Here is a 13,201-nt window from a genome sequence, read left to right on the forward strand (position 1 = left end):
TGAGTACTACAGTCGCGCCAACTGAAGGAACGAGGTCCCATGTCTGCCGATCTGATCAAAGTCACCTACCGTATCGAGACCGCTGGCGATCCCGCAGCGATGGCGGCCAACATCGCCTCGGATCAAAGCACGGGCACCTTCACCGAACTACCGGGCGAGACAGAGGCCGTACGCGCCCGCTGCGCCGCCCGCGTGTTGTCCGTGACCGCCCTGCCCGATCTTGATCAACCGTCGTTACCGAACACCGGCGCGACCGGCCCTGTCAAACGGGCTGATGCGGTGATCGCCTATCCGCTGGACGCAGTGGGCACCGATATCGCGGCGCTGATGACCATCACCATCGGCGGTGTCTTTGCCATTCGCGGCGTTACCGGCATTCGTGTCATGGACATAGACCTGCCCGAAGCATGGTCCTGCCATCCGGGGCCGCAATTCGGTGTCGAAGGCTCGCGCCGTCTGATGGGCGTGCAAGAGGGGCCGATGATTGCCTCAATCATTAAGCCATCGCTGGGTCTTCTGCCCGATGAAACCGCCGAGGTCGTGCGCCAGTTGTGCGAGGCAGGCGTGGACTTCATCAAGGACGACGAAAAACTGATGAGCCCCGCCTACTCTCCCCTAGAGGCGCGTGTGAAAGCGATCATGCCGGTGATCGAAGACCACCAGCAGCGCACCGGCAAGAAGGTGATGTATGCCTTCGGGATCAGCTCGGCCGATCCGGATCAGATGATGCGCAACCATGACATCGTGACCGCCCACGGCGGCAATGCAGCGGTGATCAACATCAACTCGGTCGGCTATGGCGGCATGAGCTTTCTGCGCAAACGCAGCGCCCTTTGCCTGCACGCCCACCGGAATGGCTGGGACATCCTGACCCGCCACCCCGCATTGGGAATGGAGTTCCGCGCCTACCAGAAAATCTGGCGGCTGCTGGGTGTGGATCAGTTCCAGATCAATGGCATTCAGGCCAAATACTGGGAGCCGGATGACAGCTTCGTCGCCAGCTTCAAAGCCGTGCGTGAACCGATCTTCAGTGACGCTGACCGCCCCCTGCCGGTGGTGTGCAGCGGCCAATGGGGCGGTCAGGCCTATGAGACATACCAGCGCACGGGCAAGACGCTTGACCTGATGTATCTGGGCGGCGGCGGCATTCACGGGCACCCAATGGGGCTGGCCTCAGGCGTCCGCGCCATCCGTCAGGCGTGGGATGCGGCGGCAGCAGAGACTCCGCTGGCCACCTATGCGGCAACCCATCCGGAACTGCGTGCAGCGCTGGACAAATGGGGTCCGGTCTAAGCTGCCGCCCCAAATCCGAAATCACAGCTTACACGACAGGCGCACCCGCTTCGGGTGCGCCATTGCTTTCGACACGCTCAGACCCGCGCGAAGCCACCACTCGGGTCGCTCTGGCACCGGAACGTGGGCCACAAGCGAAACACCACGACCAAGCCCGCAGCCCCGCCATGGTCAGCCCTGCTAACTTGCGACTTCAGCCCACCTGACAAAACAACCCAAAATTGATTGACACTTTCAAAGGCCGCGACTGCGCACGCAAATGCACACATCGAAAGATTACTCTTACAGTCGCGAAATTTATCCATAAAACCTGCATATTTGGACTACCACCTAAGAGGCATCGCGCAAGAATCGCAGGCAGCAGCCCCACAATGATTCAACCATTGAGGGAAAGAAGCATTGAAATGTTCCCCTTATTCATATTATCAAACAGGTATTCATTTCGCTTTTCATTCTATCAGATTTCGTTGTCCCATGACCTATTCCGAGACCCTCCTGCCCCTAGACACAATCGCGCTTTCGCCCACCGAAAGCAGCCTTTCCGCCTTGGCCGCCAGTGAAGGTGATCTTGCCTCCTGGTCACTTCGCGCGCAGGCCATGAGCCTGATCGGCACCGCCGCCTGGCCGACGGGAACCGTTACCATCTCTTATCCCGCCGCTGCGCCCGCAGATTATGCCGGCAGCGTTTACGAGACCGCCTTGCAGCCCCTCACCGCCAGCCAGATCGAGGCCGCAAGCCTTGCGTTTGACCTGCTTGGGGATCTGATCGGCCTGACGTTCACTGAACAAGAAAACGGCGGCAGCATGCGGATCATGGGCGTGTCTGACGCGGCGCTGGCCAGCGCCTTCGCCGCGGATGCAAGCGGCGCGGGCGGCGATCTACTGATTGCTAATCACGGCAGCGCACCGGGATCCCTTGGCTTTCACATGATGATGCGCGGCGTGGGCCAGATATTGGGTCTTGTCAGCACCGGCGCCACTGTCGAGGAGAGCTTTGCGACCAGTGCGCAATATCTTCAGGACAGCAACATCTACACCATGATGAGCCCCCTCTCGGCGGGCTTTGCAGGGGCCCGCTGGCTGACCGACTATGCAGCCACCCCGATGCTGGCGGACGTCAGCGCCTTGCAACTGATCTACAGCCCCAACTTCGACACGCGCACAGGCGATACCACCTACGGCTTTGGTTCGACCGCGGACCGGATCGTTTTTGACTTTGACGCGATGATGAAGACCTACGGCGCTGTTGCCGCAGTCACCGTCTGGGATGCCGATGGTGAGGATGTGCTGAACATGTCCGGCTTTGGGCAGGACGCAACGATCAGCCTGAGCGACGGCACCTATTCGAACATCGGCGGCGGCATCGCGAATTTCGCGATCGCGAACGGCACCATCATCGAAAATGCCGTGGGCGGTGTTGGCGATGACTGGATCATCGGCAATGGCACCCGCAATGATCTGTTCGGCGGCTACGGCGGCGATACGCTGGAAGGTGGCAATGGCCGTGACAGACTGTTCGGCGAAGCCCGAAACATGGAAGAAATCGACGTCACCCATAGCATGGTCTCGCTGGATTTCGAGGCGCCTTTGACCCTTTCCAGCGACGCGCAAATCGCGGGCTTCACCGCCGAGATGCTGGTAGCCTTCACCGATCTGGCCGCTGGCACGCAAACGATCACTTTACCGAAGGGCCTGACGCTGGTTCTGGATGAGGCCAATGAAAAGCTGCAACTGGTTGCCGGTGACCAAACCTTCGATGCACCGATATTCCTGTCGGATCTGGCAGACGGTGATGTTCATCGCCTCAGCATCAGCGTTGGTGGTGTTGTCCGCTTCTACATCGACGGGCAATTGGCTGGCACGCTAGAGGATGTGCCCACCAACGGCACCGCCGCTGAGGTCAGTTTTGACATGACCGGCTTGGTCGGCGATGTGCGCCTCTTCGCTGGCGTGCGAGGCCCGGCCCTGATCGAGGCTAACGCCTTCACCCCGCTCGACACCGCCTCTGAGAGCGAGTTGCTGTGGGATATCCGCGCCGACAAAGCCAGCGCCACGCTGACCGACGCGCTAGAGCAAGCAACCTTCATCCTGCCCGAAACCGTCAGCTACACCCGCGCCACAGCGGTCAGCTTTGACGACCTATTGGATGGCGGTTCTGGCGCCGATGTTCTGCGCGGCGGAATTGGCGATGACACCCTGATCGGGGGTGAGGGCAATGACATACTGGATGGGGGCGTCGGTGCCGACGTTCTGCGCGGCGGTGATGGTGAGGACACGGTCGATTACCGCGCCTCGGACAAGGCCGTTCAGGTGGCCCTGAACAACGGCTATGGGCGCGGGGGCGATGCTGCCGGAGACCGCCTTTTCTCGATAGAGAAGGTGATCGGAACCGATTACGGTGACCAACTTGTGGGCGACAAAGGCGACGAAACCCTTTGGAGCGGCAACGGCGATGACACCATCTCGGGTCTTGATGGTGACGATGCCCTCAAGGGTCAGGACGGCAAGGACGTGCTGAACGGCGGTAACGGTGATGACCGCCTGACCGGCGGAGCCGATGCGGACGTTATAAACGGCGGTGCGGGCGACGACATGGCGCGGTACTACAGTTCGGGCGGCGCAGTTGAGATTGATCTAAGCGCGGGCACCACCGACGGCACAGATGCTGTTGGGGACGTTCTAATTTCCATCGAAAGCCTGCTTGGCAGCCGCTATAGCGACAAGCTGACCGGATCAGCTGAGGCCAACCGCCTGTTCGCTGCCGAAGGCAACGATACGCTGACCGGCATGGAAGGTGATGACCTGATGCGCGGCGGCGACGGCAATGACACCTTTGTCTTTGCCGGTGGTCACGGCAACGACACGATCTTCGACTTTGAGAATGGCAGCGATACCCTCGCGCTTGCGGGCATATCTTCGCTGGACGGCGTTAGTATCCAGCAAAGCGGGGATGATGCCCTTATCAGCTTTGCGGGCACCACTGTGACCCTACGCAACATGCTGATCGACAGCATTGATGCGACTGACTTTATCTTCGATTACGATCTGTAACGCGTCTTGCGGCCACTGAACCTTAGCGTTCGGTGGCCTCTTTCAGGATCAAGGGAATGGGGCGCTGGCCTGCGTCCGCCTCTTGTTCCCGCCAACGCTCTAGCATCGGTTTGCCCGAGTTAACGCAGTGATCCCGCATGGCGACACGCGCGCCATTTGCATCCCCTGCCCGCAGCGCGGTAACGATCGCGGCATGTTCATCCCGCGAGAACCGCGCGATGTCTTCAACATCCCGACGATTGCTCAGTCGGGTCCATTCAGGAAAGCGCGTCCGCGCCCGCCAAAAATCATCAACAATCGTCACCAGAACCGAGTTGCCAGTCGCGCGGGCAATGGTCAGATGGAAATCCCGGTCATAAGCCTCGATCTGTAGCAGTGACAGCGTGGGATCGCACATGCCTTCAACGCAGCGTTCCAGATGGGCAATGGTGCCCGCGTCGATCTGGGTGGCCGCAGCGGCGGCGATTTCGGGCTCGATCACATAGCGGGCCTCGACAAGTTCGAAATATCCTGGCAGCCCTGTATCCACGGGCGCGGCAGGCACAACGTTTGCCACGAATGCCCCTGCCCCGAACCGCGTCACCACATAGCCCATCAGTTCCAGCGCGATCATCGCCTCACGCACTGTGGTGCGGCTAACCCCCAGTTGGGCCACCAGATCCTTGTCTGCGGGCATCTTCGAGCCCGGCTCGAAATCGCCCGCCCGAATACGCTCGGCAATCTGGTCGGCCACAAGGCGGTAACGCGGTGTCTGGATGATGGAGGTCAGCATGGCCCCTGCTTTCAGGTCTTGGGAAGATCGTCTTCCATATAGTACCTGACATTTTCCTCGAAACTCTGGTCAGCTTCAAGCCCAAGGGCCGTGGCCTTGTCAAAGCGGTAGTCAAAGCGCCAACCGCGCACGATGGCGGCGATGTCGGGTTGTTCTTCCCAACGGATCAGCTTGGCCGGCTCTGGCCCTGCCACCGCTGTCAGCGCGTCGATCATCTGGCGGATCGACAGGCGCAGACCCGGCAGGGTCATGCAGCGTTGTTGCCCCAGATCGGAAGCGTCCAGTTCCGCCCCTTTGATCAGGTTCTGCACACAGCGACGGGGCGAGAGGTAGAAATGCTCTTGCTCGGGATCCACGGGGCAGATCGCGGGTTCGCCATTCAATGGCTCGCGGATGATCGAGGACATAAAGCTGCTGGCGGCCCTGTTCGGCTTGCCTGGCCGGACCGAGATCGTCGGTAGCCGGAACCCGCGCCCGTCGATATAGCCCTTGCGGCTGTAGTCGTTGATCAGCATCTCACCCACGGCCTTTTGCATCCCGTACGAGGTCTGTGGGTTGGGGATTGTAAAATCGGTGATCGGGTCGGGAACCTCCCCGCCAAACACGGCGAGCGAGCTGGTAAAGACCACAACAGGACAGGTACCCAAGGCGCGGCAGCGTTCCAGAATATTGTAGGTGCCAAAGAGGTTCACCTGCATGCCGGCCTCAAAATCCGCCTCTGCATGGGCCGAAACAACGGCGGCCAGATGGAAGATCACATCCACATCCGCACCGATCAGCCCGTCCACAGCTGCGCGGTCAGTGATGTCACAGGCCGCACCGGTCACGGGGAACGGGGCCTCAACCGGATCGGGCTGCGCCACGTCCGCCAGAACCAGTTTGGTGATCGGCTGCCCGCGCAGGCTACCTTTTTCCGCAAGAGATGCCGCAATTTTCCGGCCTACAAAGCCGCCGCCGCCGATGATCAGGATATTCATGTCAGTGTCTTTCAGAGAAAAAAGAAGTCCGAAGGCGCAACTCAGCACGCGCCTTCGGACACAGCAGATCAGAGCTTAGTTGACGCTAAGACCAATCCGCTGGAGGAACGCTTTATGGCTGTCCACAAGGGTGGCAGCTTCGGGGGTGCGGGCGGCCCATTCGTCCCAACGGCCAATGGCCGCCTTACGGAAGGTGGCGCGATCTTCGGCCGACCAGTCGTAGATGGTGACGCCCTGCTCTGGCAGCTTGGCCAGTGCCTCGCCGTTGTTGACCAGCGTCATGGTCATCAGCTTCAGGGCCAGACTGTCCATCGCCGTGGTCAGGATTGCCTGATGCTGTTCACTCAGGCCATTCCAGACGTCAGTGTTACAGGCCAGATGGTCTGCCGCCATCGAATGGAAACCGGGGTATGTGGTGTGCTTGGCAATGTCATAGATCCCCAGACCCACGTTATTCGCCAGAGTCGAGGCATCTGCCCCGTCGATAATACCGGTCTCAAGCGAGGTAAAAATCTCGGTAAAGTCCATGACGATCGGCGTCGCGCCGAGGGCTGCGAAAATCTCGGACTCCATGCCGGGGGGCGAACGGAACTTGAAGCCTTCAAGATCAGCAATGCCCGCCAGCGGACGGGTCGAGTTCAGGCTTTCCTGACCGCCCAGATATGTCCCGACAAAATGCATGCCGTTGGCCTCGTAGAGCTGGTTGATCAGCTCGGCGCCGTCGCCGTATTTGATCCACGCCACCCATTCCAGCGGCGTGTTATAGCCGCCCATCGTGTCGGCCACGAACTGGAACGCCGCGTTCTTGCCGGTCTGGTAGTTACCGTTGGTCATGTCGCAATCAAGGATACCATCCGCCGCGGCGCTGAAGGTCTCCGCCGACGCAACGACTGCCGAGCTAAAATACATCTCGATCTGCAATTCGTTGTTCGACATGGCGTGAACCTGATCGACAAAGTCCTGCACCAGCTTGCCCGATACGGACTCTGGCGACTGATGGGTTTGAATCCGCAGGTTCGTGGTTTCAGCTGAAACGGCACCAGCGGCCAGTGCGATGGCCGAGGCGGCCGCGACATACTTGAAAGACATTCATACTCCTCCCGATTGAATCACTTTCACTGAGGCCAGCGTAGCGGAATTTTGCCGGATTGCCAGACAATCCAGCAATCAAACACAAAATTCCCTGCACAGATCATCTGTGCGCGCCAAGCATGGCGTTCAAGCTTTTGATAAGTTGTATATTTTCAGGGATTGGCGCCTTGCGACACTTACGGCTGATCCAAAGCCGCAGTGCCGTTAAGCCGTCATTTCACGCCAGAACAGCGGTAGGAAAAGAACGAAGACCGTCATCATCTCCAATCGGCCCAGATACATGCCGACTGTCAAAACAACCTTTACGGGATCACTTAGCGGGGCAAAGTTTCCGGCGGGTCCGATGATCGGACCGATCCCCGGCCCTACGTTCGCAAGAGCCGTCAGTGCCCCGCTAGAGGCCGTCACCAAGTCCAGCCCAAGCATGTCCAGCAAGATGGTCAGCATCATAAAGGTGAACAGATACAGCGCCAGAAATGACATCACCCCGTTGATCACGTCATCATCAATCCGCCGACCTTCGTATTTCAGGGTCATCACCCTATTGGGTGATCTCAGGCGGCTCATTTCGACCAGAATGGCGCGGCCCATGATCAGCCAGCGCATGGCCTTAGCCCCGCCTGCGGTCGAGCCGGTACAGCCCCCGACCCCAGTTAAGAAAAAGAACACGCCCGCCGCGAAGGGGCCCCAAAGCTGGTAATCGTTGATCGCGTAGCCTGTGGTCGTGACCACCGAAACCACGTTGAAGGACACCATACGCAATGCGTCAGCAAAGCTGATTTTGGTGGTCGCAAATAGCCAAAACGTCAGAACAGCAATCACAATTCCCAGAGTGATCAGCATAGACTCGACTTGTTCGCTGCGGAAAGCGCCCCGCTGCAGACAGCGGATATACCACGCAAATGGCAGCCCCCCAAACAGCATGAACAGCGTCGCGGTCCACTGTAGGAACGGACTTGAGAAATGCCCGAAAGAGGCATCATACCCCGAATACCCGCCTGTCGAGAGGGTCGTCATGGCGTGGGTGATCGCATCAAAGATGCTCATCCCGCCAAGCCAGTACAGCGCCGCACAAATCAGGATCAATCCGCCATAAACCCGCATGGTCAGAATGCCAAACCGCGTGGCACTGTTGACCTCTTTATCCCCCTTGTCCGAACTTTCAGTGCGGAACAGCTGCATGCCGCCCACCCGCAGCATCGGCAACAGGGCGATACCGGTGACGATAAAGCCGATCCCCCCGAGCCCTTGCAGCAAGGCCCGCCAGAAGATCACACCCTTCGGTGTCCCATCCAGCCCCGTCATCACGGTCGAGCCGGTCGTGGTGATGCCGGACATCGCCTCGAATACCGCATCTACGAAGCTCAGCCCGAAGGTGGTCAACGGGATCGCCCCCGCAAGGGCAGCAATCAGCCAGACCGATGCGGTCAGCACAAAACCGTGTAGCCGATGAAAGGTCGGGGGCTTGCTGGAATAGCTCGCGATACACAAAAAAGCGCTCGCCACACCGACAAGCACCCCGCAAAACGCGAAAATGTCGCGGGTTTCTGGAAAGAGAAGCGCGTCAAAAAGCATCAGCAGAGCAAAGCCGCCAAGCACAAGACCATTGAAAAACACAACAAACGTCATGAGGCTGCTTTCAAAGGCCGAGGATCATTGATCGTTTGGGTGCAAGACGACAGAGTTTACAGCACCTGTCAGGGGATATTTTACCCAAGAAAAACAACGGCTTTCCTTAACTGGCGGGCCTCACGCCCCACCTGATGCGCGCGCAGAATCTGCACAATCCGATTTTATCACCCCGTAGAACAGTAGCAAGCCACCGCGTTAACCACGCCCGTCAACCCTGACTTTTAGTCAGATTTGCTTATTCTATAGATAGTTTCACCAGCCTTGCGAATTCTCATATCTGTACGATTGTATTTTGATTGGACTGGCTCATGAACTCTTCAATTGCTGCCGCCAGCACCGCGCCCAAGCCCAAAAGCATGCCTCTTCGTCGCTGGCTTTGGGTCTCGTACCTGAGCGCGGCTCTTGCTCCGCTGCTTATGATCGAACTGTCGTTTCTGGGGATTTACTGGGGCACCGCTCAGTTTGTTCACGACCGCAGCACTGCGGCCGTCATCGATCTGTCCCAGAGCATTCTGGAAGACGCAGCCGTGCGCGAAGCCAAGTCGATCTCTGAACAACTGGGCACGATCGAGGCCCTGACCAAGGTCTATGCAGATGCCACCGGCACCGCGCTGGCAAGCCCCAGCAGCCTGACACCGGAAGAGATCGGAACCTACGCCTACAGCCCCGATGGCGTCTATTACACACGCAAGGACAATGGCGGTTCTGCGGTCTATTACAGCGGCATCATTCCCGTCACGGGGACCGAGCGTGAAAAGGCTTGGCGCACCGCCGCGCTGGACCCGCTGATGAAATCGATCCAGCAAAGTGACCCGCTGATCACTCAGGTCTATCTGAACACCAAGGACAGTCTGAACCGGATTTACCCCTATTTCGACGTGCTGGATGTCTATCCGCCCAAGATGGATATCCCTTCGTACAACTTCTACTATGAGGCGGACCCCCAGCATAACCCTGAAGGCAAGGTTGTCTGGACCGATGCCTATGTGGATCCGGCGGGCTCTGGCTGGATGATCTCGGCGATTGCGCCGGTCATGGATCAGGACCAGCTTGAGGCCGTCGTGGGCATCGACATCACCATCGACACCGTGATCGATCAGGTTCTGAACGTGGAACTGACCGGCGGCGGTTATGCGATGCTGGTGGGCAGGACCGGCACCATTCTGGCCCTACCCCCTGCGGGCGAAGATGATCTGGGCCTGACCGAACTGACCGACCACAAATACGACGAGGCGGTTCTGAACAACGTGCTCAAACCATCCGAGTTCAACATCTTTCGCCGCAATGACATGACCGATCTGGCCCTTGCCATGGTCGATGCCCCCTCGGGACTGGTCAAACTGGATCTGGCCGAACCGTCCTATGCCTCATGGGCGACAATCGAAGGGACTGACTGGAAGCTGATCAGCGTCGTTCACGAAAGCGCCCTGCTGACCACCGCCACATCCCTGCGCGATATGCTGACCGACATCAGCAAATGGATGCTTGCCGCCCTCTTGCTGTTCTATCTGATCTTCTTCGCTGTGCTGTGGAAGCGGGCCTCATCCCTGAGCGCCACGGTCGCCGAACCTCTGACCGCCTTAGAGGCTGACATGACGCTGATCTCTTCGGGGGGCTCTCTTACCCGCATCCGCCCGCAGACCATCGAAGAGCTCAAAAGCCTGAACAAACATCTGGTGACCATGAGCACCAAGCTGCAGTCAGCAGCGAAAACCAAGGCGGCGTTCCTGTCCACCATGAGCCATGAATTGCGCACGCCTTTGAACGCAATCATGGGCCACGCGCAACTGCTAGAGCTGTCCGCAGGCAAGCCGCTGGACAGTGAGCGGATCAAAGAGGTCCAGCAGATCATCCGCTCGGGCACCGAGCTACTGCTGTTGATTGAGGCAGTAATGGACATCAGCCGTCTGGAACGGGGCGAGGTTCAGGCCAGCGCCCGTGCCATCGACGTGATGCCGCTGATCCGCAACGCCTATATCCCGCTGCAACCCTTGGCAGAAGACCACGGGATTATCATGGAGATCGTTCCCACCGCCGGCGTGGACACTCGGATCGAAGCCGACCCCGGCATCGTGACCCGCGTTCTGTCACACATCATCGCCAACGCTGTGAAGTACAACAAAGAAAACGGCAATATCCGCATCGCCCTAAACGAACGGGACGGCGCCTTGGAGGTTGCAATCAGCGACACCGGCGAAGGCATCCCCGCCGCCGACCTGAGCCGCCTGACTGAACCCTTCGACCGGCTTGGCAAGGGGGGCGGTACCATCGTTGGCGCTGGGGTGGGCATGTCGATCACCAATCGACTGATCCAGATTGCCCGCGCTAGCCTGAAGATCGAAAGCACCGTTGGCGAGGGATCGACCTTTACGGTAACCTTCCCGCGCTCGGCGAACGAATGATGTGACTTCGGTGCCCCGCCTCGGTGCACCGAAGTCACAGTCCCCGCGAAAGCAGCGCGCCTGCGGCGACCTTTGCCGCACTCTCATGGTAGATGGATAGGGAACCATCCTGCCGCCCAATGACTTGGGGCAGTAGGACCGATGTCGGACGGACAGATTTCTAAGGGTATTTCGGACTATGAGTGGACTAATCGCGCTGCTGGATGATGTGGCTGCAATCGCAAAGGTGGCCGCAGCCTCGGTGGACGATGTGGTTGGTCAGGCGGTCAAAGCCTCTAGCAAGACCGCTGGCGCCGTGATCGACGATGCGGCTGTCTCGCCCAAATATGTCCACGGATTCGAACCCCACCGCGAATTGCCCATCGTGTGGAAGATCGCCAAAGGATCGTTCTTTAACAAAATCGTACTGCTGCTACCCGTGGCCTTGCTTCTGTCCACCTTTGCCCCTTGGGCCATCGCCCCGCTACTGATGCTTGGCGGCTGCTATCTGGCCTATGAAGGCGCGGAAAAGATCTGGCATGCGGTCAGCCCCGCACACCACGATCAGGCAGAACTGGTTGAAGAAAAAAGCCACAAATCCGGCTCTCTTCTGGAAGAGCAAAAGGTCAAGGGCGCGATCAAAACCGACTTTATCCTCTCGGCCGAAATCATGACGATCGTGTTGTCCAGCGTCCCAGAAGGCGACAGCATCTGGATGAAAGCGGCCGTTCTTGCTGTCGCAGGCATCCTGATCACCGTTGCAGTCTATGGTGCCGTTGCGTTGATCGTGCGGGCCGATGATTTTGGCGTCCACCTTGCCCAAGAGGGCCGCTTGGCCGCCACGCGCAAGCTTGGCCTCGGGATCGTTCATGCGGTGCCTTTCGTGATGGATGCGCTGATCGTCATTGGCACCGCCGCAATGGTCTGGGTCGGTGGATCAATCATCGTCCACGGCCTGCACGAGATAGGCGTCCATGTCCCCTATGACTTTATCCACCACGCAGCAGAGGCGGCCGCGCTTGCCGTTGGCCAGTTCCAAGGCGCGGTGACATGGGCCGTCACGGCGTTGCTGGACGGCATTCTGGGCCTTGCGCTGGGTCTTGTCCTGATCCCGATTGTCAGCGTCGCAACCGGCCTATTTGGCGCGAAAAGCGCTCACTAAGAGGGGTTCAAGCAGGACGCCGCGCGACCAGATCAACCAAGGCCGAGGGGCCGCTGTGCCCCTGCCCCTCTTGCAGCTCGGCGTCATAATCGCGCAAGGACAACACGTCCCAATGGCCGAAACGATCCTGTAGCATCTGGGTGGTGTAAAGCTGATCAGCCTCTTTCGGGCCGCCGGTGCCATAACCCAACTGCCGCACCTCATAGCCATGTAGCAAAAGCAGCCCGCCGGGTTTCAGCGCATCCTCGATCCCATCGAATATCTGAGCGCGAAAGGCCGGTTCAGCGAACTGGAAAAAGATGGCCGCAATCACATCGTATTGCGCCTTGTTCCAATCCCATGTGCGCAGGTCTGCCAGCCGGAAATCAATCGAGACGCCTTTTTCAGACGCCAGCTTGCGCGCCTTGGCAACGCCACTCGCGGCACTGTCCACTGCGGTCACTTGCATCCCGAGACCGGCCATATAGACCGAATTGCGCCCCTCTCCATCGGCGATGGCCAGAGCGGTCTGACCCGGTTTTAGAAGATGTGCATTGGCCTTCAAAAACTGGCTTGGTTCAGTCCCGAACACATAGTCCGGCGTCGCGAAACGATCTTCCCACATGGCTGCGCTCCCGTGCATGGTTCAAGCTAGGAAAATAGCCATGCGAGTGCGTCCACGCACGTCTTGCTTGCCACTATTGACAAGATTGCGCAGCCGATTGTCCCAAAGTGTAATGACCCAGCGTTTTCTGCTCAGTTTAGGGCGTTAGTCTGAATGCCTCGGCAGGCGTGCGCATGGCAAGGGCCTGATGAGGACGACGGTTATTGTAAAAACTGATCCAGTCGCCGATGACGCGTG

Annotated in this window: 10 protein-coding genes; 4 read left to right on the top strand and 6 right to left on the bottom strand. The window is 59.0% G+C overall.

The window, feature by feature from the left end; translation table 11 throughout:
* Positions 1-39 precede the first annotated feature (39 nt).
* Both oiaX and CLV74_RS15450 read left to right on the top strand, forming a co-directional pair.
* A complete protein-coding gene (oiaX, locus tag CLV74_RS15445) occupies positions 40-1,293 on the top strand; it encodes a 3-oxo-isoapionate-4-phosphate decarboxylase OiaX (RefSeq protein WP_106266505.1) in 1,254 nt (417 codons plus the stop codon).
* 474 nt (positions 1,294-1,767) lie between these two features.
* Entirely contained in the window at positions 1,768-4,344 is a 2,577-nt protein-coding gene (locus CLV74_RS15450) for a M10 family metallopeptidase C-terminal domain-containing protein (RefSeq protein ID WP_106266507.1), read from the top strand.
* Between the two features lie 22 nt (positions 4,345-4,366).
* Here CLV74_RS15450 and CLV74_RS15455 read toward each other — a convergent pair whose 3' ends face one another.
* The 4 genes from CLV74_RS15455 to CLV74_RS15470 form a co-directional block, all read right to left on the bottom strand.
* Entirely contained in the window at positions 4,367-5,116 is a 750-nt protein-coding gene (locus CLV74_RS15455; protein WP_106266508.1) for a FadR/GntR family transcriptional regulator, read from the bottom strand.
* 11 nt (positions 5,117-5,127) lie between these two features.
* Positions 5,128-6,093: a D-erythronate dehydrogenase gene (gene denD / locus CLV74_RS15460; RefSeq protein WP_106266510.1), complete on the bottom strand. Its 966-nt coding sequence runs from the start codon at positions 6,091-6,093 to the stop codon at positions 5,128-5,130.
* A 75-nt stretch (positions 6,094-6,168) separates the two neighbouring features.
* Positions 6,169-7,182: a TRAP transporter substrate-binding protein gene (locus CLV74_RS15465; RefSeq protein ID WP_106266513.1), complete on the bottom strand. Its 1,014-nt coding sequence runs from the start codon at positions 7,180-7,182 to the stop codon at positions 6,169-6,171.
* Between the two features lie 207 nt (positions 7,183-7,389).
* Complete coding sequence (locus tag CLV74_RS15470) at positions 7,390-8,814, bottom strand: TrkH family potassium uptake protein (RefSeq protein ID WP_106266515.1); 1,425 nt, start codon at positions 8,812-8,814, stop codon at positions 7,390-7,392.
* Between the two features lie 311 nt (positions 8,815-9,125).
* On the opposite strand from CLV74_RS15470, the gene CLV74_RS15475 reads away from it, so the two are divergent.
* Both CLV74_RS15475 and CLV74_RS15480 read left to right on the top strand, forming a co-directional pair.
* The gene (locus CLV74_RS15475) at positions 9,126-11,219 is read left to right on the top strand and encodes a sensor histidine kinase (RefSeq protein ID WP_245888567.1); all 2,094 of its coding nucleotides are present in this window, start codon (positions 9,126-9,128) and stop codon (positions 11,217-11,219) included.
* Between the two features lie 178 nt (positions 11,220-11,397).
* Complete coding sequence (locus CLV74_RS15480) at positions 11,398-12,360, top strand: DUF808 domain-containing protein (protein ID WP_106266517.1); 963 nt, start codon at positions 11,398-11,400, stop codon at positions 12,358-12,360.
* A gap of 7 nt (positions 12,361-12,367) precedes the next feature.
* Here CLV74_RS15480 and CLV74_RS15485 read toward each other — a convergent pair whose 3' ends face one another.
* Together CLV74_RS15485 and CLV74_RS23475 are read right to left on the bottom strand one after the other, a co-directional pair.
* Positions 12,368-12,964 carry an SAM-dependent methyltransferase gene (locus tag CLV74_RS15485; RefSeq protein ID WP_106266519.1) on the bottom strand — a complete coding sequence of 199 codons (597 nt, stop codon included), beginning with the start codon at positions 12,962-12,964 and terminating at the stop codon, positions 12,368-12,370.
* A 136-nt stretch (positions 12,965-13,100) separates the two neighbouring features.
* Complete coding sequence (locus CLV74_RS23475) at positions 13,101-13,193, bottom strand: integrase core domain-containing protein (RefSeq protein ID WP_425430984.1); 93 nt, start codon at positions 13,191-13,193, stop codon at positions 13,101-13,103.
* Positions 13,194-13,201: the final 8 nt, after the last annotated feature.

It is taken from the genome of Donghicola tyrosinivorans (genome assembly GCF_003003355.1).
Taxonomy (GTDB): Bacteria; Pseudomonadota; Alphaproteobacteria; order Rhodobacterales; family Rhodobacteraceae; genus Donghicola; species Donghicola tyrosinivorans.